Source organism: Flavobacterium sp. FG19 (assembly GCF_057809475.1).
This window is the reverse complement of record NZ_JBMDKA010000002.1, coordinates 73,096-96,163: the sequence shown is the minus strand read 5'-3', so window position 1 is coordinate 96,163 and position 23,068 is coordinate 73,096. Positions and strand designations below refer to the sequence as shown.

Annotated in this window: 15 protein-coding genes and 1 pseudogene; 14 read left to right on the top strand and 2 right to left on the bottom strand. The window is 34.6% G+C overall.

From position 1 onward, the window contains the following. Nucleotides 1-174 precede the first annotated feature (174 nt). The 9 genes from ACODST_RS02370 to ACODST_RS02330 all read left to right on the top strand — a co-directional run bounded on the left by ACODST_RS02370 (nucleotide 175) and on the right by ACODST_RS02330 (nucleotide 13,775). Nucleotides 175-3,891 (top strand): SusC/RagA family TonB-linked outer membrane protein, encoded by a 3,717-nt coding sequence (locus ACODST_RS02370; RefSeq protein ID WP_488930516.1) that lies wholly within the window; start codon nucleotides 175-177, stop codon nucleotides 3,889-3,891. 11 nt (nucleotides 3,892-3,902) lie between these two features. Then, nucleotides 3,903-5,387 carry a RagB/SusD family nutrient uptake outer membrane protein gene (locus ACODST_RS02365; protein WP_488930515.1) on the top strand — a complete coding sequence of 495 codons (1,485 nt, stop codon included), beginning with the start codon at nucleotides 3,903-3,905 and terminating at the stop codon, nucleotides 5,385-5,387. Nucleotides 5,388-5,404: 17 nt separating this feature from the next. After that, complete coding sequence (locus ACODST_RS02360; RefSeq protein WP_488930514.1) at nucleotides 5,405-6,265, top strand: zinc-binding metallopeptidase; 861 nt, start codon at nucleotides 5,405-5,407, stop codon at nucleotides 6,263-6,265. Between the two features lie 44 nt (nucleotides 6,266-6,309). Continuing rightward, nucleotides 6,310-7,650: a DUF4302 domain-containing protein gene (locus tag ACODST_RS02355; RefSeq protein ID WP_488930513.1), complete on the top strand. Its 1,341-nt coding sequence runs from the start codon at nucleotides 6,310-6,312 to the stop codon at nucleotides 7,648-7,650. A 694-nt stretch (nucleotides 7,651-8,344) separates the two neighbouring features. Next, nucleotides 8,345-9,091, top strand: coding sequence for a 3-oxoacyl-[acyl-carrier-protein] reductase (gene fabG, locus ACODST_RS02350; RefSeq protein WP_488930512.1), 747 nt, complete (start codon nucleotides 8,345-8,347; stop codon nucleotides 9,089-9,091). A gap of 125 nt (nucleotides 9,092-9,216) precedes the next feature. After that, nucleotides 9,217-11,244, top strand: a complete 2,028-nt coding sequence (locus ACODST_RS02345; protein WP_488930511.1) for a hypothetical protein — start codon at nucleotides 9,217-9,219, stop codon at nucleotides 11,242-11,244. 27 nt (nucleotides 11,245-11,271) lie between these two features. Continuing rightward, the gene (locus tag ACODST_RS02340) at nucleotides 11,272-11,829 is read left to right on the top strand and encodes a hypothetical protein (protein WP_488930510.1); all 558 of its coding nucleotides are present in this window, start codon (nucleotides 11,272-11,274) and stop codon (nucleotides 11,827-11,829) included. Then, nucleotides 11,830-12,726: a LysR family transcriptional regulator gene (locus ACODST_RS02335; protein WP_488930509.1), complete on the top strand. Its 897-nt coding sequence runs from the start codon at nucleotides 11,830-11,832 to the stop codon at nucleotides 12,724-12,726. A 74-nt stretch (nucleotides 12,727-12,800) separates the two neighbouring features. Further along, the gene (locus ACODST_RS02330) at nucleotides 12,801-13,775 is read left to right on the top strand and encodes a YeiH family protein (protein WP_488930508.1); all 975 of its coding nucleotides are present in this window, start codon (nucleotides 12,801-12,803) and stop codon (nucleotides 13,773-13,775) included. Here ACODST_RS02330 and ACODST_RS02325 read toward each other — a convergent pair. Beyond that, nucleotides 13,768-14,718, bottom strand: a complete 951-nt coding sequence (locus ACODST_RS02325; protein ID WP_488930507.1) for a hypothetical protein — start codon at nucleotides 14,716-14,718, stop codon at nucleotides 13,768-13,770. The genes ACODST_RS02330 and ACODST_RS02325 overlap by 8 nt on opposite strands. Nucleotides 14,719-14,889: 171 nt before the next feature. Here ACODST_RS02325 and ACODST_RS02320 point away from each other — a divergent pair, with 171 nt between their 5' ends. Beyond that, nucleotides 14,890-15,888, top strand: coding sequence for a zinc dependent phospholipase C family protein (locus ACODST_RS02320; RefSeq protein WP_488930506.1), 999 nt, complete (start codon nucleotides 14,890-14,892; stop codon nucleotides 15,886-15,888). Nucleotides 15,889-15,963: 75 nt separating this feature from the next. On the opposite strand, the pseudogene ACODST_RS02315 reads toward ACODST_RS02320, so the two are convergent. Further along, nucleotides 15,964-18,106, bottom strand: a pseudogene (locus tag ACODST_RS02315) (LTA synthase family protein). A 206-nt stretch (nucleotides 18,107-18,312) separates the two neighbouring features. Between ACODST_RS02315 and ACODST_RS02310 the strand changes: the two are divergent. The 4 genes from ACODST_RS02310 to hisD all read left to right on the top strand — a co-directional run bounded on the left by ACODST_RS02310 (nucleotide 18,313) and on the right by hisD (nucleotide 23,022). Further along, the gene (locus ACODST_RS02310; RefSeq protein ID WP_488930505.1) at nucleotides 18,313-18,978 is read left to right on the top strand and encodes a response regulator transcription factor; all 666 of its coding nucleotides are present in this window, start codon (nucleotides 18,313-18,315) and stop codon (nucleotides 18,976-18,978) included. Then, nucleotides 18,979-20,385, top strand: coding sequence for a sensor histidine kinase (locus tag ACODST_RS02305; RefSeq protein ID WP_488930504.1), 1,407 nt, complete (start codon nucleotides 18,979-18,981; stop codon nucleotides 20,383-20,385). It abuts the gene before it with no gap. A gap of 308 nt (nucleotides 20,386-20,693) precedes the next feature. Further along, nucleotides 20,694-21,551 carry an ATP phosphoribosyltransferase gene (hisG, locus tag ACODST_RS02300; protein ID WP_488930503.1) on the top strand — a complete coding sequence of 286 codons (858 nt, stop codon included), beginning with the start codon at nucleotides 20,694-20,696 and terminating at the stop codon, nucleotides 21,549-21,551. A gap of 172 nt (nucleotides 21,552-21,723) precedes the next feature. After that, a complete protein-coding gene (gene hisD / locus ACODST_RS02295; RefSeq protein ID WP_488930502.1) occupies nucleotides 21,724-23,022 on the top strand; it encodes a histidinol dehydrogenase in 1,299 nt (432 codons plus the stop codon). Nucleotides 23,023-23,068: the final 46 nt, after the last annotated feature.

Below are 23,068 nucleotides of genomic sequence, written 5' to 3'. Positions count from 1 at the left end.
AAACTAACCAGTAAAAACTCTTAAATGCCTATGTAAAAAAAGAATGCATAAAAAAAGTGTCGAAATGCTGTAACATTACCGACACTTATGAATTTGGATTACTCTCTGTAAAGGGTAATTCATCTGTTTCTTAAAATACACTCAAATTAGTATTAATCAAAACAAATCAAAATTATGAAAAAACCAGTTGTTAAACAACGATTACTCCATAGAATCATGAAAATAACACTATTTCAGTTTGTCTTGGCACTTGTGTTTTCAAGCTTTGCTGTGGCAAATAATGTAAATGGACAAAAGAAACTAGATACCAAAGTTACAATTACAGTTGAAAATTTGACTCTTGATAACGCTTTGTCAAAAATTGAAAAATCTGCGCATGTAAAATTCTCTTATAATTCGCGGCTTCCTCAATTGAGTAACAAAGTGAGTATCGAAGCAAGACAGGAAACCCTGGCAAGCATACTGAGCCGCATTTTAGTGCCGTTTAATATCACTTTTTCTGAAGTGAGCAATCAGATTATTCTGCAAAAATCAGCAGCCGCAGATCCGTTTGCAAGTTTAGATAGTCATGATTCATTATTTGAAGCACTAACTGCCGGTCCCATTATCAAGGGAAAGGTAACGGATCAGGGAGGAAGTCCTCTGCCTGGTGCAACAGTATTGGCCAAAGGAACCAAAATGGCAGTATTAACAGATTTTGATGGTAATTTTACAATCGAAATGCCTGCTAATACAGATCGATTAGTTATTTCTTATGTAGGTATGGAGACAAAAGAAATAGGAATCGAAAATCTTACGCCAACAGTAGTTTTAAGTGAGTTAGGTCAAAACTTAAAAGAAGTTGTGGTAACAACAGGTTATGAAAAAACATCAAAAAGAACATTTACCGGAGCAATCAGCAGGATTTCAGGTTCTGAGCTGAAAGTAGACGGTGTTGTAGATATCAGCAGAATGATCGAAGGTAAAGCCGCAGGGGTTACCGTACAAAACGTAACAGGAACGTTTGGTACTGCTCCTAAAATTACCGTTCGTGGATCTTCTTCTATTTTTGGTGATACAAAACCGCTTTGGGTAATTGATGGTGTAGTTCAGGAAGACATCATCAATGTTACTTTTGCAGATTTGGCTTCAGGAAACTCTTCTACTTTATTAAGCTCAGCTATTGCCGGTTTAAATGCAAACGATATTCAGAGTATTGAAGTTTTAAAAGATGCATCAGCAACTTCTATTTACGGTTCAAGATCTTTAAACGGGGTAGTGGTGGTAACGACTAAACAAGGTCGTCGTGATTCACCTTTAAAAGTAAGCTACTCTGTTGAAAATACAGTAAGAACAGTTCCAAGTTATACACAGTATGATATCCTGAATTCTCAGGAATCTATGAGTATTTTTCAGGAAATGAAACAGAAAGGATATCTGGATCTGAGCTCTTCTTATACAGGACGATTTGGAGGTGCTTATAATATTCTGGCAAAAGAAATCAACCGTTATAACGAAACAAATGGTCAGTTTGGAGTTAAGAATGACCAGCCTTATATCAACCAGTTTTTAAGAAAATATGAATTAGCTAATACAGACTGGTTTAATGTTTTGTTCAGACCTTCTATCACGCAGAATCACTCATTAAGTTTCTCAGGTGGTGGTAAAAACAATACATTCTATGCTTCGTTAGGATATTATACAGATCCGGGATGGACTATTGCTGATAATGTAAAACAATTATCATCTAATATTAAAGGTACGTTCTTCATAAACGACAGATTAAACATTACACTTTCTACATTAGGCTCTATCCGTAAACAGGGAGCACCGGGAGCGTATGAAAGTAAACAAGATGTGGTTTTTGGAAAAACAACAAGAGATTTTGATATTAACCCGTTCAACTATGTTTTAAGTACGAGCAGAACTTTACGTCCTTATGATGATAATGGAAATCTGGAGTATTATCAGAATAACTGGGCTCCAATGAATATTATTAATGAGCTTGAAAACAATACTTTAGAAATTGATGTAAAAGACATTCGTTTCCAAATGGATTTAGATTATAAAATCAATAAAAATTTAAGTTATAATCTTACTGCTTCGGCCCGTTATGCCAATACATCAAGAGAGCATAAAATTTATGAAGGATCTAACGTAGTAGGTGCTTATAATGCAGGAGTTGGTGATAATGAAAACGCTCAGATTCAGGAAGCCAATGTGTTTTTATATCAGGATCCAAATGATTTAACAGCACCAAAAGTTTCTGTTTTACCAAGCGGTGGATTCTTAAGAAAGTTTACAAACGATATGACTTCTTACAATGTAAGAAACAGTATTACTTACAGAAATACATTCAATGAGAAACACGAATTGGAAGGTTTCTTCGGTACAGAGCTTAGATCTTTAGACAGAACAAATGATAATTTCACAGCAGTTGGATTGCAGTACGATAAAGGTTTTACTTCTTTTATAGACCCTAAAATCATTGAAAAAATCGTTAACGGTGGTGATTCTTACTATGAATTTGGTGAAGAAAGAGAAAGAACGGTTGGTTTCTTTGGAAAAGTAGGATATACTTACGATCGTCGTTATACAGCATCGGTTACCGGTCGTTATGATGGTTCTAACAGACAAGGTGATACAGGTTCTTCAAGATGGCTTCCAACTTATACGGTTAGTGGTAAATGGAACGTTGCCGAAGAAAGCTTCATGAAAGACAATGAAACAATCAATACCCTGGCTTTAAGAGCTTCTTATGGTCTTACGGCTACAGCTGGTCCTGCAACGAACTCTTTAGCTATTTATAAAAGTTTTATTACAGACCGTTTTAACCTTTCAGACAGAGAAAATGCTATTAGAATTGAAGATCTTCAAAACAAAGATCTTACCTGGGAAAAACAATTTGAAACTAACATTGGTTTAGATTTAGGAATGTTTAATAACCGAGTTTCCTTAACAACAGATGTGTACAGACGTAAAGCATTTGACCTTATTGATTATGTAATTACTTCAGGTGTTGGAGGACAGTCAGTTAAGCAAGGTAACAATGCCGACATGGAAACAAAAGGTATTGAGCTTGGTATCACAACGCAAAACATCAAAACGGATAATTTTAAATGGTCAACCACTTTGAATTTCTCTGTATTTGATCAGGAAATTACAAAATTACAAAACAGACCTTCAGCATTTGATTTAGTTGATTCGAATGGAGGAAACGCAGTTGGACATCCAAGAAACTCTATTTATTCTTATCAGTTTACAGGATTAAACAATCAGGGACTTCCAACCTTTAATTTACAGGACGGAGCTACCAGCAATATTACCGGAGCTGATTTCCAGGACACTAAAGACGTAACCGGTTACCTTAAATATGAAGGATCAATTGAGCCGAATAAATCAGTAGGTTTAGCCAATACGTTTACTTACAAAAACTGGTCTTTATATGTATTTGTTGTAGGATCAGGAGGTAACAAAGTTCGTTTAAATCCTATTTACAGTAACGAATACAACGATTTAACGGTATTTACAAAAGAATATACTAACAGATGGATCAATCCGGGAGATGAGAATTATACCAACGTTCCTGTAATTGCAGACAGACTGTTAAACAGAAATTATGGCGACAGAGATTTACAGATTGCTTACAATACCTATAATTTCTCTGATGTACGAATTGCAGATGGTGATTTTGTGAGATTGAAAAATGTTTCTCTTAGCTGGGAATTCCCAAAAGATTACAAGAGAAAACTGGGGTTGTCTACATTTACTTTAAAAGGTTCAGCAGTGAACCCTTGGCTGATCTATTCAGACAAGAGATTAAATGGTCAGGATCCGGAGTTTCGTAATACGGGAGGAGTTGCTTTCCCAATTACTTCTCAGTACACATTTACTGTAAATGTTTCATTTTAATTAAATTAATCATGAAAAATATAAAAATAACACTTTCATTATTATTAATAATTAGTCTTACCAGCTGTGATGACTTTCTTTCAGAAGTGCCGGATAACAGAACGCAGATCGATACACCTGAGAAAATTTCAGAACTTTTAGTAACAGCATACCCAAGCAACACCTATATGGGTATTGCGGAAACGATGTCTGATAACGTATTTGATAGCGAACTCACCAGTTCAGATATCGATAACAGGCAAAGTTATAACTGGGAAATGCAGACACAGATTGGTATCGATACCGAGGGATCATTCTGGAATGCTTCCTATGCGGCAATTGCAGCGGCTAACCAGGCTTTGGTGTCAATTGATAAATTAGGCAGTCCGGCCAGTTTGAATCCGCAAAAAGGAGAAGCATTACTGGCAAGAGCGTACTCTCACTTCATGCTGGTTCAGTTTTGGGGAAAAACCTATAACCCGGCAACGGCAGGGACAGACCTTGGTGTGCCTTATGTAACAAAACCAGAAGGGGCCCTTTTGGAACAATACAAAAGAAACACGGTACAAGAAGTATTTGAACTTATCGAAAAAGATATAACTGAAGGAATGAAATACTTGACCAATGAGTATAAAGAACCTAAATATCACTTCAATATTCAAGCCGCAAGAGCGTTTGCAAGCCGTTTCTATTTGGTAAAAGGAGACTGGGACAAAGTACTTGAAGTTTCTCAGAGTTTAGGATCTAAACCAACAGGCTTAAGGAATTATGCCGCTTTTAATGCTACAGCTTTTGCAGACAGACCACTTGAATATTCTAAAGTAGAGCAGGAAACCAACTTGTTAGTGGCATATCCTAATTCTATCTGGGGACGAAGCTATACAAACAGATTTACGCTTGCCGGAAACAGATCAGATGAGATTTTAGGACCTCAGACCAATATTTGGGGAAAACGCTGGTTAATAACAGCTTCAGGTCAGTATAGAGGTGGTATAACTGTTTTAGTACCTAAATTCTATGAGTATTTTAAATATACAAACGTTACAGCTGGTATTGGTGAAGCCTATACTGGTACTGTTTTGTTGAGTAATGATGAATTTTACTTAAACCGAATTGAGGCGCTTGTAATGAAAAATCAGATTGCAGAGGCCAATACAGAACTGGAGTATTTCTTAGGCACCAGAACGAATGCTTATAATGCGGCTACTGATAAATTAACAGAAGAGTTAATTGTGGATATGTATCCGGTTGTTGCAGATGAGTTTACACCGTTTTATTCTTTAACTCCTGTACAGACATCCTATATAAAAGCTATTGCAGAAGCAAGAAGAAGAGAATTTTTACATGAAGGATTAAGATGGTTTGATATCAGACGTTTTAATCTTGCAATTGAGCACAATACTTATCAGTTTGGACAAATAATTAATAATAACAAATTGACTAAAGACGATAAAAGAAGAGTGCTGCAGATACCTCAGAGAGCATCAGATAACGGAATTGAAAAAAATCCTAGGTAACCTTTAATTTAAGTATCATGAAAATAGTAAATCTATATAAAACAATAACAATACTTGCAGGAGTATTACTTTTTACGGCTTGCGAACAGGAAGATCAGCCAACAGACAGTCAGCTGGATTACTCTACGCCAATCAAAACCGATTTGGATAAATGGATTGATGCCAGTTTTTTAAATCCGTATAATATTAAAGTGTATTACGAATGGGATCAGAACCTTGTAGATAACAGCCGTTATTTATTTCCTCCAACTGTAGATAAAGTACAGCCGGCAATGGAAGTGGTGAAACAAATCTGGATAGACAGTTACACCGCTATAGGAGGAACTGATTTTGTGAAGAAAATTGCTCCGAGAGAGTTTGTTTTGGTAGGAGGTATGAATTTAAATACAAACGGAACCAGAACCTTAGGGTTGGCAGAAGGCGGACAAAGAGTTTCTTTGTTTCAGGTAGATGATCTGGACAAAACAAACCGCGCTGATGTAACCGAATTTATTCACACGATACAACATGAGTATGTGCATATCCTTAATCAGACCAAACCATTTGATGTACAGGCCTGGTCAAAACTGACTCCTTCAGGATATACGTCAAGCTGGTATGTTGAGGACGAAGAAGATTCAAGAGAATTAGGTTTTGTTACCAGTTACGCAAGATTAAATGTTTATGAGGATTTTGCAGAAACAGCCTCAATGATTTTAACAAGTTCAGCTGCAGAATATGCTGCATTGCTGGCAAGTATCTCAGATCCTGTGGCTGTGGCCAATATCAAAAAGAAAGAAGAAATCGTGGTTCGTTATTATAAAGAAGCTCACAATATTAATTTTTATTCTTTAAGAGACGAGGCACAAAAAAACACAGATGCTGTTATCAACAATTAAAGGCATAAATAGTTTAGGAGTAATACATAACAAAAATGGATATTATGAAAATAAAAAGCATATATAAGTACTTAGTTGTTGCCCTGACTGCAATAATTTTAGGTGCATGTACCAGTACAGAAGTCGATCCGAAATTTGATCAGACACCTACAGAGCGATTAAATGCCCGTAAAAAAGAATTAAACGATCTGCTGCTTTCATCAGCAGAAGGATGGAAAGCCGTTTATTATACAGACAGTACTCAGCTGGGAGGTTTTACACACGTATTTAAATTTCTGCCGGAAGGAAAAGTAGAAATGGCTTCTGATTTTGATGATGATACAGCAAGACATACAAGTCAGTACGAAATTCAGTTAGGAAGTGCCGTGAGTGTTGTTTTTACGACAAAAAACAAAATTCATTTATTGTCAGACGCTGCTAATTTTCCAACGGCTGCTTTATTAGGTAAAGGTTATCTGGGTGATTTTCAGTTTTTTTACTATGGACAGGAAAATGGGGACATTATTTTTAAAACTAACAGAAATGGCCATGTAGTACGATTTGTAAAAGCAACTGAGGACGACTGGGATGATTTAGCCGGAAATGCAATTATGGATAAAAACATAACTGGAGAAGCAACAAGTCCGCTTTACAGATTAGTTGAAATAAACGACGGAACTTCATTAAAGCAGTACAGTTTTGATTTTAATGCGAATGCACGTTTTGGGGTGGCATCATCTGTGATACCTAATTCAAATGACAGTTTTAATGTGGCTTTGGCTTTTACGTCTACAGGAGCTACGGTTAAACCGGCAGTGGAAGTTAAAGGACAGAAATTAACCAACTTTACGTATGATAATGTCACTTCAAATTTTGTAGCGACAGGAACAGACGGGGTTACGGCTACCATTAAATTTACGAATACACCGCCAATCTTGACAGATGACTACAAGTTACTATTACCTGGAAGACCAACGGCAGTATTTGGCTATTATCCTGGTGATTACATCGAAGATGCGTCGACTAACTCTATATTATTCAAACAGGAATTAGCGCAAATTGATGAAATGCTGCCTGCTGGCCAGTATGTAACCTCAATTCAGATTTATATGAACCATGCACTTGGAAGTTTCATTTACTATACTTTCGCAGGAAGATCAGCTATTTTCCATTACGTAGATGTGGTTGAAGATGCTGAAGGTAAAAAAGTTATTTTGAAACATAAGTCATGGAATGGAAATACAGTAGTGGCTGCACCGCCATTTTTAGCTGCTTTTGACAGTCATTTAACAGATCCAAACGGAATTTATGTTAAGAAAGAAAGTTTTAAAATTGGATATTCTAACACGGTTTATACGTTTGCCAGCGCTTCAAGTTCATTCAGAATGTCAGCTTGGCAGATTTAAAATGATTTTAGTTAGTTTTAGTTTTAATTTTTATTTTGGAAAAAAAGCAGTCCTGTTTTGGACTGCTTTTTTATAATTTAGTATATCAACTAAATTTTGGCATATCTATTATTTTTTTTCTTTTTTTACCTATAAGTACGGTTGAAAAGAGAATAAATATGAAAAAAACGGCTTACCAGTTTTATACCCTCTATACCAGATATTGAGTATTAACTATGGCTTAATAGTAAGAATGTGTTATGGATTAAAATAAACCTTTCAACAATATGGAAAAGCATATTAAATTACCCAGTATTATTACTTTTTTATTATTAATTATACTTGTTTTAGTCTCAATAGTATTACCGACATATATTAGGTATTGTACGTTTGGTGCTGTCATAGTTTTAGTACCTTTTATTGTTTTTGATCTTTTAAAAAAGAGAGAGAATGATAAAATTAATGGGACAGAAAATTTTAAAATTTCAATTATTAATACAGTAATTTCGATTGTAATAGTAGGAATTTTGTTCTTTTTTATCTATAAGAATTAGATACGCATATTTATTTTAGATTTTACATGAAGCGATTTCATAAGGAGTCGCTTTTTTTAGAAATGAAAGGTTGCATAGACCTTTTTTTTATATTTCAGATTTTATTAAATGACCAAATACTCTATATTTGTAATTCGAAAAATAAAAACGAATACCTTAATATGAAATTACTAGAAGGAAAAGTAGCAATCATTACCGGCGCCAGCCGCGGAATTGGTAAAGGAATTGCAGAAGTTTTTGCTAAACACGGGGCAAACGTAGCGTTTACATATAGTTCATCGGCTGCGTCTGCAGAAGCTCTTGAAGCTGAATTGAATGCTTTAGGGGTTAAAGCAAAAGGTTATCAGTCAAATGCAGCTGATTTTAACGAAGCACAGACTTTCGTTGATGCTGTTTTAGCTGATTTTGGAACCGTTGATATTTTGATCAACAATGCCGGAATCACTAAGGATAATTTACTTATGCGTATGTCTGAAGCCGATTTTGATCAGGTTATTGATGTTAACTTGAAATCTGTTTTTAATATGACAAAAGCAATTCAGAAAACTTTCCTAAAACAACGTGCCGGTTCTATTATCAATATTAGTTCTGTAGTTGGGGTTTCCGGAAATGCCGGTCAGACTAATTATGCCGCTTCAAAAGCCGGTGCAATTGGTTTTACTAAATCGGTAGCTTTAGAATTAGGTTCGCGTAATATCCGCTGTAATGCTATTGCTCCTGGTTTTATCGAAACTGAGATGACAGCAAAATTATCAGAAGAGGTAGTAAAAGGCTGGAGAGAAGGTATTCCGTTGAAACGCGGCGGAACTCCGGAAGATGTAGCAAATGCCTGTTTGTTCTTAGCTTCTGATATGAGTGCCTACGTAACCGGACAGGTTCTGAACGTTTGCGGAGGAATGCTTACGTAACAGCAGGCAGTGTTCAGTTTTTGACTATTCAGTAAAGCAATCTGAAAAATAATAAAGAGAACACGTTTGTTATAATTCGATTATTAATTCTGATCAAAAAACTGATTACCGAACAATAAATAAATATGACTACAAACACAATTTTTTTAATATTACTTTCTTTAGTAATAGCAGGTGGTTTGTCGTACTTTCAATATTTTCATAAAGCCGGAAACAAATCAAATCTGATTTGGTTTCTGGCTTTTTTACGTTTTCTGGCTGTTTTTGGATTATTGGTACTGCTCATAAATCCTGTAATCTCTAAAAGTTCGCTTGAAATAACCAAAACACCTTTGGCAATAGCAGTAGATAACTCCAGCTCTATAACTGCTTTAAAATCAGATAAAAAAACAGTTGAACTCTATGAAAAACTGATTTCAAATCCGGCTTTAAAAGAGAAGTTTGACATACAGTCTTATCAGTTTGATGATGAGTTTAAAAGTTCGGATAAATTTGATTTTAAAGGAAAACAAACCAATCTGGACGAAGCTGCCAAAAACTTAAAAAGCATCAATAAAAACCTGATTTTCCCAACAGTTATTATTACAGACGGGAATCAGACAACAGGAAACGATTACGTATACAGATTCGATCCTGCCAATAAAGTTTATCCTTTGGTTGTGGGAGATACAACCACCTTTTTTGATTTAAAAATCAATCAGCTTAATGTAAATAAATACGCCTTTCATAAAAATAAATTTCCGGTAGAAGTTTTTCTTCAATATGCGGGAACCAAAGCCGTAACAGCCGATTTTACAATTTCACAGGGAAATTCAGTCATGGCAAAAGAAAAAGTTTCTTTTTCCCCGTCTAAAAAAACGGCCTCATTAAATTTGCTTCTTCCTGCTGATAAAGTAGGGCTTCAGATTTTCAGGGCTGCTGTTTCTTCCGGAGCAAAAGAAAAAAACAGCTACAACAATGTCAAAAATTTTGCAGTTGAAGTAATCGATCAAAAATCCACTATTGCGATCGTTTCAGCGATGAATCACCCGGATATTGCGGCTCTAAAACGTTCTATTGAAGTTAATGCACAGCGTAAAGTGATTTTGGTTAAACCAAATGAAATTAATAAGTTACAGGAAGCTTCGGTTTTAGTTTTATATCAGCCGACTTTTGCTTTTAAGGCAGTTTTTGATACTAATAAGGCAGCCGGAAGGAATACCTTTATTATTACCGGAAATAGTACCGATTTTAATTTTCTGAACCAGCAGCAAAATAATCTGGTTTTTAAAATGAGCGGACAGGTCGAGGATTACTTATCAGAATTTCAGTCCCAGTTCAATTTATTTGCTATCGATAATATTGGTTTCGAAAATTTTCCTCCGTTACAGAATTTGTTCGGAACTATTTCAACAAACGGAGACGTTTCGGTTTTACTTTCTTCCAGAATCAGAAATGTTTCTACCAATGCTCCGTTACTGGCTTTTGCTGAGAACCAGGGAAAACGTACTGCTTTTCTTTTAGGAGAAAACAGCTGGAAATGGCGTTTACAGAGCCATATTGATAATCAGTCTTTTGAAAAGTATGATATTTTTATAGACAAGATCATTCAGTTTTTAGCCACGTCAGCATCGAAAAAATCTTTGGTGGTAACACATGAAAGTTTTTACAATTCTGGAGAAGAAATTGTAATCAATGCGCAATACTTCAATAAAAACTATGAGTTTGATGAAAAAGCAAGATTAACAATTACGGTTACTAATGCCGACACCAAACAGACTAAAAACTATGACTTATTAAAAGGGAATAATTCATTCTCTGTAAATCTCGACGGATTAACTGCCGGAAAATATAGTTTCACGGTTAAAGAATTAAATTCAAATACTTCGTATTCAGGTCGTTTTGAAATTCTCGATTTTGATATCGAAAAACAGTTTGTAAATCCTGATGTTGTTAAATTAAAACAACTTGCCTTGCAGACGAATGGGAAAGCTTTCTTTGAAGATCAGGAAGAGGATTTGATTAATGCTCTTTTAGAAAATAAAGAATACAAAACTATAGAGAAAACAGTTTCAACCAAAACTCCCATAATCGACTGGGTTTGGTTATTGATTTTAATTGCGGCTTTACTGACTACGGAATGGTTTGTAAGGAAGTATAACGGTCTTTTGTAATTAGGTTCCAATTTTTAATTTCAATCTGTGAAGAATTATATAAAAGCGAAATATATATTCTTATTAGTTCTGCTTTTATTGAGTTTAAAAGTTAATTTACATTTTGGTGATTATTGTGAAGGAATGGCCAAAGGTTTGTTATTTTTATTTTTACTTGCACTTATTTTAATCACTCTCGTAATTATTCTGATTCTGAATTTTTATAGAATGTATAGGAAAACGGAAAAATTTGATTTTGTTCCTTTGCTATTAGTTGTTGCTTTCTTTTTTTTAAATTATGGGGCAATAACGGCAAATGAGAATCATTTTTGGAAAAGTATTAGATATAAAGGAACAACTGAAGATACAAGTCAGATTTCTATGATTTTATTTGACGACAATTCATTTGAAATAACAAACTTTTATATTGAAAATCGTTGTACATTTAAAGGAAAGTATCATTTTGAAAAGAAAACTTTAATTCTTGAGGATGATACGATAGATATAAAAACAGGAGGGAGTTTTACTAATAAATACGTACTAATGTCAGATAGTATTTTGGTTCCTTTAAATAGAAAATTCGAAAACATTGAATTAATTAAATAAATGGATTTCAGGCTAAAAGTATTTTATACCGTTGCGCTCCGTCTTAATTTTACTAAGGCCGCTAGTGAATTGTATATTACGCAGCCAGCTGTTTCCAAACACATTCAAGAGCTTGAAGAAACTTATAAAACCAAGCTTTTTGAACGAAACGGTTCAAAAATTGCACTGACTCCGGCGGGTGAAATTCTTTTAAAACATACTAAAGAAATCTTTGAAATTTACAGGGAAATTGATTTTGAAATGAGCTCATTTATCAGCGAACGACAAGGATCGTTACGATTAGGGGCAAGCACCACGATTTCGCAATATATCATTTCTCCCGTTTTGGCGAGATTTCATCAAAAGCAAAAAGATATTAAAGTAAATCTGTTAAACGGAAATACCGAACATATTGAAAATGCCTTAATCAATAAAGAAATTGAAATTGGTATTGTTGAAGGACAGTCAAAAAATCAATCCATAAAATACATCCCGTTTTTAAAAGATGAGCTGGTACTGGTCTGCAGCAGTCATAATGCCTTTATAAAAGAAAATGAGATTTCGGTGACAGATTTGAAATCAATGAAATTCATTACCAGGGAACGCGGTTCGGGAACACTTGAAGTTATAGAATTTGCCCTGAAGAATATCGGTTTAAAACTAATCGACCTGCAGATTGAAATGCAGCTGGGAAGTACCGAAAGCATAAAATCGTATTTACTGAATTCAGACTGCTATGCATTTATGTCTGTTCATGCTGTTAGTAAAGAGTTGAAAAATAAAGAATTAATTGTTTTAGATGTTGAGAATTTAGCGATTGAAAGATATTTTTATATTATAACATTGTTAGGGAAAACGGATCCTTTATCAGAGTTATTTATCCGGAATTTAGCAAATCATTATAACCTGAAGTTATAGTCAATTGTATTTTACGATTGGTGTTTCTCATTTAAACAACGGAAATTTGCAGGGTAATTATCAATTATCCTATTTTGAAAACAAAACAACATACCACAGTACAACTATTTGAAATTAATCATTATGTACATCAGGCTCTTTTTGCTGGTATAATTCTTTTATGTCTTTTTTCGGTTGTTTCGCCTCCGTTTGCATTATTACTTGGTGTTATGCTGGTGAATATTTTTGGTAACCCTTTTGTTGGATTCAATCATAAAGCGATCACTTTTTTATTACAGTTCTCCGTAGTTGGTTTAGGTTTCGGGATGAATGCTTCAAGTGCTTTTTCAGCAGGAAAAGAAGGTTTTGTATTAACTGTATTTTCAATTTTTACTACAATTATTTTTGGCTTATTGCTTGGAAAATGGCTGAAAACCGAAAAGAAAACATCGCATTTAATCTCATGCGGAACTGCAATCTGCGGCGGAAGTGCTGTTGCGGCTATTTCTCCGGTAATACAATCAAACGAAAATCAGACTTCGGTTGCATTAGGAGTTATTTTTATACTAAATTCGGCGGCATTGTTTGCTTTTCCTTATATCGGACATCAGCTTGATTTGTCTCAGAAAGATTTTGGTTTATGGTGTGCTATTGCAATTCACGATACCAGTTCGGTAGTAGGTGCTGCCAATAAATATGGTGCAGAAGCTTTACAGGTAGCTGCAACCGTAAAATTAGCCAGAGCCTTATGGATTATTCCTGTTTCATTGCTAACAGCAGTGATTTTCAGAAATAAAAATTCCAGAATAAAAATCCCTTATTTTATAGGTTTGTTTATTCTGGCAATGCTTCTTAATTCTTATGTTCCGCAAATTTCTTCTTTTTCACCGCATATCGTCAGCCTGGCTAAAATTGGTTTAACCATAACCTTGTTTTTAATTGGTGCAACTTTAAATGTAAATACCTTAAAAACAGTAGGAGTAAAGCCTTTGCTTCAGGGCATTTTTCTATGGGTATTTATTGCAGGCTTAAGTCTTTTATCTATTATGTACTTAAGCCGGATCATTTAACATTAGAAAACTTAACAACAGGTTTGTCAATCATTTTATAAAATTTCCCCTTAAAAGAAAAACGTCTTTCGATTTCGAAATCAAATGATTTTTTAGTTTTTGTCATTTGTATTATTTCTTCAGGAAATTCAACATCAAATTCGTCTTCAGCTCTGGCGGTTATGTTGTAAGAACCTTTTGTTTTAATGATGATATCTCTAAAATGTTTTTTGGTATTGTCATTTGCAACCGTATAAGATCCGGTCCATGAGATGAAGGAAGAGTTGGTCAGCTGGTATTTATTAACTTCCATAACAGGCTGGTATTTTCCGTCAAAACCGGCAACAAGGTAAAGATAACCTTCATACGCACCACCAGCTCCGCCGTTAGCGTGGATTAATGTAAAAGCAAATTGATCCTCTCCAATTTCAGTCAGTTTAGGGGTTGGACATTGTGCAAATGCGCCAAAAGCCTCTACAGCAGGCTGAAACGACCGCATTTCCCAGAGGCTTCCGTTTTTTGCAAATTTAGCCAGGCCAAGAAGACCTCCTGAAAAACGCCCTGTCTGCAAACCGTCTTCATCATGAACAGAATGATTAAAAGCTAAAATTTTAAACTGATTACCTTTAGAATCAGAATAATCAATATTTGCCAGAAGCCTTGTGGCGACACCAGCTGTATAAGGAAACAGCTGATCGCCTTCAACACCATTTACGTCAATAAAAGGAGCTGGTTTACAGGTATTGCATTTCCAGCTTATAAAAGTGTTGTGGTCAGGAAGGTTATAAAGTTTTCCCGGAAACAATTTCTGCATTGTTTTTACAGCGTCAAAAGCTCCGTTTATTTTTAATGTTTTTTTCGGATTTAATATAGTATCACTAATGTTTTTAAGTTTTATATCTGTTTCCTGTGCCAAACAGACAAAACCGAAAAAAAGAGTTAGAAAAAGTAATCTAAGGCGCATATTTGTAAGATTTAATTACTTTAACAAACATACAAAGAAAATTATTTAGTTGAACTTATATCAGTTATAAGCTTTAAAAACTTTAAAAAGTTAAATTGAGATAAACTTAAGTCCCTATGTTTTAAATTATCTTTAAATACGGTAACTTTGTCTTCCAAATACAAAAACAAAATGAAAAACTTCAGAATGAGACCAAAATTAATAGCACTCTTCGCATTAATCATTGGTTTTTTTACTTTATCATGGGGAATTGTAGGCCATGAAAGAATCAACAAGGCAGCTGTGATGGCTTTACCAAGACCAATTCAGATTTTCTTTTACAATCACATTGATTTTATTACTCAGGAAGCTTCGGTACCGGATATCCGTAAATACGCTTTAAATTATAAAGACGAAAATCCAAGACATTATTTTGATATGGAAAACTTTGGTTCTCTCGACAGTCTGCCGCAGACTATGGAAGAAGCAAAGAAAAAGTACGACGCTAAATTTCTGAATAATAACGGAATTTTGCCCTGGTATATTGAAGATATGATGGCTAAATTAACTAAAGCTTTCAAGGACAAAAACAGGGCTGAAATCTTATTTTTGGCCGCTGATCTGGGGCATTATATAGGAGATGCGCATATGCCGTTGCATACTTCTGCTAATCACGACGGGCAGTTAAGCGGACAAAAAGGAATTCATTCGCTTTGGGAAAGCAGATTGCCGGAGTTATTTGCGAAAAATTACAAACTTAACGTTCCGGAAGCACAGTATTATGACGATGTTCATAAAGCAGTCTGGAATATGATACATGATACACACAGTTTAGTGAAACCATTATTGGAAGTAGATAAAAAATTAAGAACTGCCACTCCTGAAAATCAGGTTTTTAAAATGGATGCTGACGGTAAAGTGCTGAAAAGTAAATACAATACAGCCGTTTTCTCTGATGAATATGCTAAAAAACTGCATGAACAATTAAACGGAATGGTAGAAAGCCAGATGAAAAAAGCCATTTCGGCAACAGCCAGTTTCTGGTATACGGCCTGGGTAAATGCAGGAAAACCGGATTTAAGTGATTTAGATGCACCGGCAGTTACACAAAGAAATAATCAGGCATTAAAAGACGACCTGAAAATGTTTCAAAGTGGTGATTTATTCGGAATGAAAAATCAGAACGATTAATCCCCTCGTTTGAAACGGAACTTTTAAACATAAAAGCCTTAAATTCATTTGAATTTAAGGCTTTTTTTACAGCTCTTAACGAACTTTTGCGTATAGTTTATCGTGTTTGGCAATTACTCCCGGATCCTGAAACTGATATTCCTTTTTCTTTAATATATACGAAGCTGACTGATAATAAGAAACGGTTTCGTCGGCTAATTGTTTGTTTTCAGATTGTAAAGGAATCTGGTCATAATATATTTGATAATCAGTCGAAACATTTGGTTTCGGATTTAGTTTCAGCTGAAACTGTTTTATCTGCTTTTTAGGAGATAAGATGGTCAGTATATTATCCTTTATAAGGCCCAGATCCTGATAAGTAGCAATAAAAGCTCTTGGCTGATAGGAAGCTTTTAAAACATCCTGTCCAAAAAACTTACTGTCATAATCAAAATGCAGTAATCCGAACAGAGTGGGCATTAAATCAATCTGAGACATGAGTTTGCTGCATTTTTCAGGTTTTTCATTGGGAATATATATAAAAGCCGGAATTCTGTATTTGTCAAGAGGAAGCTCTGTTTTTCCGGCACTTGAAGCACAATGATCTGCTGCTATTACAAAAACAGTATTGTTAAACCAAGGCTGTTTACGGGCCATATCAAAGAATTTTCTCAACGCATAATCCGTATATTTTACTCCGCCGTTACGGGACTTAATGTTGCCGGGAATATCAATTTTATTGTCCGGATAAGTAAACGGTCTGTGGTTGCTCACGGTCATGATATGGTTAAAGAAAGGTTTGTTTTGTCTTGCTTCACGATTCATTATTGTAATCGCTTTATGATACATGTCTTCGTCGCAGACACCCCAGACATTTGAAAAAGTTATTTCTTCCGGTGAAAATTTGGATTTATCTACAATTTCATACCCGTTTCCTGAATAGAAATCCTGCATATTATCAAAAAAAGCATCTCCGCCATACATGAATTTTACGGTATAACCTTTTTGTTTAAACAAAGCACCGGTTGAAAATTTGTTCTTGTTGTCTTCTCTTTTTACCACACTTTCCCCGGCAGTCGGCGGAAGACACAGGGTGACAGCTTCGAGTCCGCGTACCGTTCGGTTTCCGGCAGCATACAAGTTCGTAAACTGAAGGCTTTTCTGTGAAAGACTGTCTAGAAAAGGAGTTATGTTTTCTGTATTGCCGTATGTTTTCATGAAATCGGCGCTTAAGCTTTCAATAGTAATGAGAACCACATTTTTGTGACTTTCTATGGAATCATTTGTTATTTTCTGAATGGTATTTTCTCCGGAAATAGCCGGAAACTGTTTTTTTAGGATAGTAAATGCTTCCTGATTAGGCAGTGTTTTGTAAAACTTAAAGTAATCTAATTTACTGTTTTGGAATGCCAGATAAAATTTGTACAAACCATTTGACTGCAGTTCATTCACAAATACATTTTTAGAGTTTTCGGTTACGGATAAAGCCGGAATTGCAAAAAGTGAAACTATAAATAAAGTAATATAAACGCCTGAAATTTTGATCTTTTCAGTAAAAGAAGGAATGTTGTTTATATAATCCTGAGATCGTTTTACAATGAAGTAGGTAACTCCGGCACTCGCCAGAAATAAAACAGAAAATATAGGGATTACAGGATAGGACTGCATAATGTTTCCTATTACTTCATTGGTATAAATCAGATAATTTACAGCGATAAAGTTGTATTTAACACCAAACTCATTCCAGAAGAAATATTCACTCAATCCGTTTTTGAAGAATTAATAAAACATAAAGAAAGATAACAAAAGAAAATAGCCAGAACCGAAACTGGATTCTCCATTTTGGAAAGAAAAGACAAATAGCAAAAAGAACCGTTTTTAAACCTGCAAAGATCAGAACAATTTTTGGCAGTGCGCCTCCATATTCATCAAAAATACTTTTCCCCGAAGCAATATAAAGAACCAGTGTGGTAAGCAGCCCAAGTATAATATAACCGGATGGCTTACTGTATTTGGATTCTGAAAGGAATATAAGGTAAAGCCACAAAAAAATTCCGGCAATCACAAAAACAAAAAAATCGGAAATAAGTCCCAGAATAAAAATTTTCAAATTTTCCAGAATAGTAAAAGAACTCTGTGTTATAGGATGAAAAAGTAATACCATACGAAGGAGAAAACTTACTGAGAAATAGAAAATGGCAAGATTATAAAAGGGCGAAAGTTTTTTGCGAAAAGTCATAATGTTCTTATTTTTTGCAAAATTAAATCCGATTGATTAACGACAGATGAAGTTATGCTTTTACCTTTCTTAACTAAAACTTAAAGTTTGCTTAAGATCCTTTGATTTGTTCTATTGTAATGATTTTAAGTAATTTCTGAGCTTTAAAATATATATCTTTGAAAAATAAAAAGAGACAAATTAATCTTGGATCAAAATAATTCAGTATGCATATTTTAATTGTAGAAGATGAATTGGGGATTGTTCAGTTTTTGGAACAGGGACTTCGTGAAGAAGGATATTTAGTAACTACCGCGAATGATGGTTCAAAGGGTTTTGAATTCATTCAGAATCATAAATTTGATCTGATATTACTGGACTGGATGCTGCCTAAAATCAATGGCTTGGATTTGTGTAAAGCCATTCGGATCAAAGATCAAAAAACACCAATTATTTTTTTGACCGCTAAAGATACCGTGCAGGAAACTATAGAAGGTCTCAAAGCCGGAGCCAATGACTATATCAAAAAACCTTTTAGTTTTGAAGAACTGGTAGAAAGAATTAAAGTGCATTTTCGTCATCGCGGCGGAAATGAAATACTCACTTTAGGTGCGATTACTGTTGATCTTTCTAAACATATTGTTTTAAAAGATGATGAAGAAATCGGTTTGACACAAAGAGAATTCGAGCTTTTGACTTATCTTATAAGAAATAAGGGAAAAGTATGTACCCGAAACCAGATCTTAAAAGACGTCTGGGAGATTAATTTCGAATACGATACCGGAGTTATTGATGTTTTTATGAATGCCATTCGTAAAAAACTCAAACTAAAAATAGAAGAAGATTATATAAAAACTATCCGAAGCGTAGGGTATATCGCTAATGAATTGTAAATGAGTCCGCTTTCCTTTAAAAACAGAATTGCCTTAAACTATATTGTAACAACCGGACTGTTGATTTTAGCTGTCTTTTCGGTTATTTATTCTATTGTAAAACATACCGTTTACAGTCATATAGATGAAAATATCAAAGTAGAAGTGCAGAATCATTTAGACGAAATTAAAGTTGAAAATGGAAAAGTTATTCTTATAGATGAAGAAGAATGGGATGAACGGGAGCATAATACAATTGATGTAAACCCTGTGTTTGTTGAGTTTCTGGATCTGAATAAAAATATTATTGAAAAAGCCCCCAATTTAAAAACACAGAACCTGGTGTTTCATGATTCAGCAGCCGATAATGAACTTTTTGATACCAGAATGGGGGATCATGCCATCCGACAGATTCAGGTGGAACTGCAGGTACAGAATAAAAAGTTTGGTTATCTGATCATTGCCATGTCACTTTCGGACTCAAAAATGGTGTTAAATAACCTGTTCGATATCATGAGTCTCTCATTTTTAGGGATCCTGATCCTGTTGTTTTTTATTGCTCGTTTTTTTGCAGGACGCAGTATAAAACCTATAAATACCATAATTAATACTTCAGAAATTATTACTAAAGACAATCTGAAAACGAGGATTTCGCTGCCTAAAACCCGTGACGAATTATACACGCTTTCTAAAACCATAAACAATTTGTTAGACCGCATTGAAGAGGCAGTTGAACGTGAAAAACAATTTACATCGGATGCTTCACATGAGTTAAGGACACCTTTGACCGTTATTAAAGGAACACTTGAAGTATTGATTCGTAAGCCCAGAGATAGTAAAGAGTACGAAGAAAAGATAAACTATTGTATTAATGAAGTTGATCATTTAAATATGCTCGTTGATCAGCTTTTAACAATGGCTCGTTCTGAGAATCAAAAGCAGCAGGTTGCGACAGAAACAGTTTACTTAAATTCAGTTATTCTGGACGTTTTAACACTTAATTCAGAGAAAATAAAAAACAAGAGTCTGAAGGTGAAATTTGATGCCGGAACTGATTTTTATATTCAGTCAGATAACTTTTTAATTATTACGATTCTCAGAAATATTATTTCCAATGCTGTTAAGTATACAAATGCAGGAGGAGAAATTTCGGTTTTGTTATTTAAGGAAAGCAGTCGTATAATCTGTCAAATTTCAGATAACGGAATCGGGATTGTCAAAGCAGATCTGGAAGCCGTATTTAATCCGTTTTTCAGATCTAATTATACCGATCATCCTGAAATTAAAGGAGTTGGTTTAGGCTTGTCTATTGTTAAAAGAATAACGGAACAACTAAATATTATGTTTAAAATTGAAAGTGAAATAGGAGCCGGTACAACAGTGATTTTGTCTTTTGATGAAAATACAGAAAACGTTATCGCAGATTAAAAATTTTCAACAGAAAAAGCATCAGAGATTTTTTGTAACAATAAACTATCGTTAAGTTATATTAAAAATTGCTTTTTTATGAAATTAACTATTATATTTGCATCCGAATCAAAGAATTATAAAACAAACCCAACAATGATTTCAAATCAATTACATCATCATCATTTACATTATTGCTCTCAGGCGATGTGTTAATGATATGCGTGTAAATCATCATATTTTAAAACCCGTTTGAGTACATCAAGCGGGTTTTTTAATTCCAATTCTTTGTACTCAAACTACTAACAAACAAAACAACTAAAAAAAAAATGAGTACTTTAAAAATTGCAATTCAAAAATCCGGTCGTTTAAACGAAGACAGTATTCAGATCCTGAAAGACTGCGGAATCTCAATCAACAACGGAATCGACCAGTTAAAAGCTGAAGCTTCTAATTTCCCTCTTGAAGTTCTATATCTTAGAAATTCAGATATTCCGCAGTATCTAATTGACGGTGTTGTAGATTTAGCAATCGTAGGTGATAACCTTTTGGTAGAAAAAGGAAAAAATATCGAAGTTGTACAGCGATTAGGTTTTTCTAAATGTAAAGTTTCGGTAGCCGTTCCTAAAACATTTGAATACAAATCAATACAGGATTTAGCAGGGCTTCGAATTGCGACTTCTTATCCTAATACGGTTACTGAATATTTCAGTTCTTTTGGATTGACGGTAGATATTCACCAGATTTCAGGTTCTGTGGAAATTGCCCCTAATATTGGTCTTGCTGATGCTATTGTCGATATTGTTTCAAGCGGAAGCACTTTATTTAAAAACAACCTGAAAGAAGTTGAAGTTATTCTGAAAAGTGAAGCCGTTCTGGCTGTTTCCCCAAAAGTTTCCCCGGAAATACAAAAACACATCGATACTTTAAAATTCAGAATCCAGTCGGTTTTAAGAGCAAGAAATTCAAAATATATTTTGATGAACGTACCAAATGATAAAATTGACGAAATAGGAAAAATTCTTCCTGTTTTAAGAAGTTTAACCGTTCTGCCATTGGCGCAGGAAGGATGGAGCAGTGTTCACTCTGTAATAGACAAAGATACTTTCTGGGATGTAATCGATAAGCTTAAAGAAGCCGGCGCAGAAGGAATTTTAGTTTGTCCGATTGAGAAAATGGTACTATAAATAAAAAAATCCCAATTTTAAAAATCCAAATTCCAAAATCAAATTTTAGACAACAGCTTTGCGAACTTTTTGACAAAGCAAATAAAAAAAAACTTGCGCGCTTTGCGGTATAGATTTTAGACAAAGAATTGGAATTTGTAATTTAAAAGATTGGAATTTAATATAAAATATTATGAATAAAATCAACAATCCAAAACCAGAAAGCTGGTCAGATATATTAAAAAGACCAACTCAGACTATTGATGATATTGAGGTTACAGTAAAAGAAATCTTCAAAGAAGTTCAGAAAAAAGGAGATGAAGCTGTAGCAAAATACACTTCAATTTTTGACGGAATTTCATTGGAGAATTACGAAGTAACTCCGGAGGAAATTACAGAAGCAATTAATTTAATTCCAAGTGAATTAAAAGAAGCGATAGAGTTAGCAAAAAACAATATTTATAAATTTCATAAAGCGCAGAAAACGAATAGAGTTGAAGTTGAAACGATTGAAGGCGTAAACTGCTGGCAGGAAAAAAGACCAATTCAAAAAATCGGTTTATACATTCCTGGCGGAACAGCTCCTTTATTTTCAACGGTTTTAATGCTGACAGTTCCTGCTGAAATTGCAGGCTGCAAAGAAATCGTATTATGTTCCCCTCCTGATAAAAAAGGAAAAATAAATCCGGCTATTCTATACGCAGCGAATTTATGCGGTGTAACCAAAATTCTAAAAGTAGGTGGAATTCAAGCGATTGCTGGAATGACATTTGGGACGCAATCCATTCCTAAAGTATATAAAATTTTCGGGCCAGGTAATCAGTTTGTGACGGTGGCTAAGCAATTAGCGACTCAGTTTGGCGTAGCAATCGATATGCCGGCCGGACCATCAGAATTATTAATTGTGGCAGATGACACTGCCGTTCCGGCTTTTGTAGCTTCTGATTTATTATCTCAGGCAGAACACGGAACAGATAGTCAGGTAATTTTGGTTTCGACTTCAAAAAAACTGATTGCTGAAGTAGAAAAAGAAGTTCAGTCACAGTTAGAAGTGTTGCCTAGAAAAGCAATTGCTGAAAAAGCGATCGAAAATTCAAAATTAATTTACGTTGAAAACGATCAAATCGCTTTGGATTTAATTAATGAATACGGACCGGAACACTTTATTATCTGCTCAGAATTCGATGATTTCTACTGTAACGGAATCGTAAATGCAGGTTCCGTTTTTATTGGTAATTACACACCTGAAAGTGCTGGGGATTATGCGTCAGGAACCAATCATACACTTCCAACAAATGGTTATGCTAAAAATTACAGCGGCGTTAATCTGGATAGTTTTATGAAATCAATGACTTTTCAGAAAATATCAGAGAAAGGAATCCAAAATATTGGAAAAGCAATAGAATTAATGGCGGAAGCCGAGGGATTGCAAGCGCATAAAAATGCTGTTACCTTACGTCTGCAGTCCTGCGAGGTTTCTAAAACCTCGTAGGTCTAAGTAGATTTCCGATTTAGAAGCTTAATAAATAATACCTATA

Coding starts and splice junctions, on each gene's coding strand:
- ACODST_RS02335 (WP_488930509.1), top strand. CDS start 11,830: ATGGATTTCAGGCTAAAAGTATTTTATACCGTTGCGCTCCGTCTTAAT.
- ACODST_RS02345 (WP_488930511.1), top strand. CDS start 9,217: ATGACTACAAACACAATTTTTTTAATATTACTTTCTTTAGTAATAGCA.
- ACODST_RS02370 (WP_488930516.1), top strand. CDS start 175: ATGAAAAAACCAGTTGTTAAACAACGATTACTCCATAGAATCATGAAA.
- fabG (WP_488930512.1), top strand. CDS start 8,345: ATGAAATTACTAGAAGGAAAAGTAGCAATCATTACCGGCGCCAGCCGC.
- ACODST_RS02365 (WP_488930515.1), top strand. CDS start 3,903: ATGAAAAATATAAAAATAACACTTTCATTATTATTAATAATTAGTCTT.
- ACODST_RS02305 (WP_488930504.1), top strand. CDS start 18,979: ATGAGTCCGCTTTCCTTTAAAAACAGAATTGCCTTAAACTATATTGTA.
- hisG (WP_488930503.1), top strand. CDS start 20,694: ATGAGTACTTTAAAAATTGCAATTCAAAAATCCGGTCGTTTAAACGAA.
- hisD (WP_488930502.1), top strand. CDS start 21,724: ATGAATAAAATCAACAATCCAAAACCAGAAAGCTGGTCAGATATATTA.
- ACODST_RS02320 (WP_488930506.1), top strand. CDS start 14,890: ATGAAAAACTTCAGAATGAGACCAAAATTAATAGCACTCTTCGCATTA.
- ACODST_RS02355 (WP_488930513.1), top strand. CDS start 6,310: ATGAAAATAAAAAGCATATATAAGTACTTAGTTGTTGCCCTGACTGCA.
- ACODST_RS02360 (WP_488930514.1), top strand. CDS start 5,405: ATGAAAATAGTAAATCTATATAAAACAATAACAATACTTGCAGGAGTA.
- ACODST_RS02325 (WP_488930507.1), bottom strand. CDS start 14,718: ATGCGCCTTAGATTACTTTTTCTAACTCTTTTTTTCGGTTTTGTCTGT.
- ACODST_RS02310 (WP_488930505.1), top strand. CDS start 18,313: ATGCATATTTTAATTGTAGAAGATGAATTGGGGATTGTTCAGTTTTTG.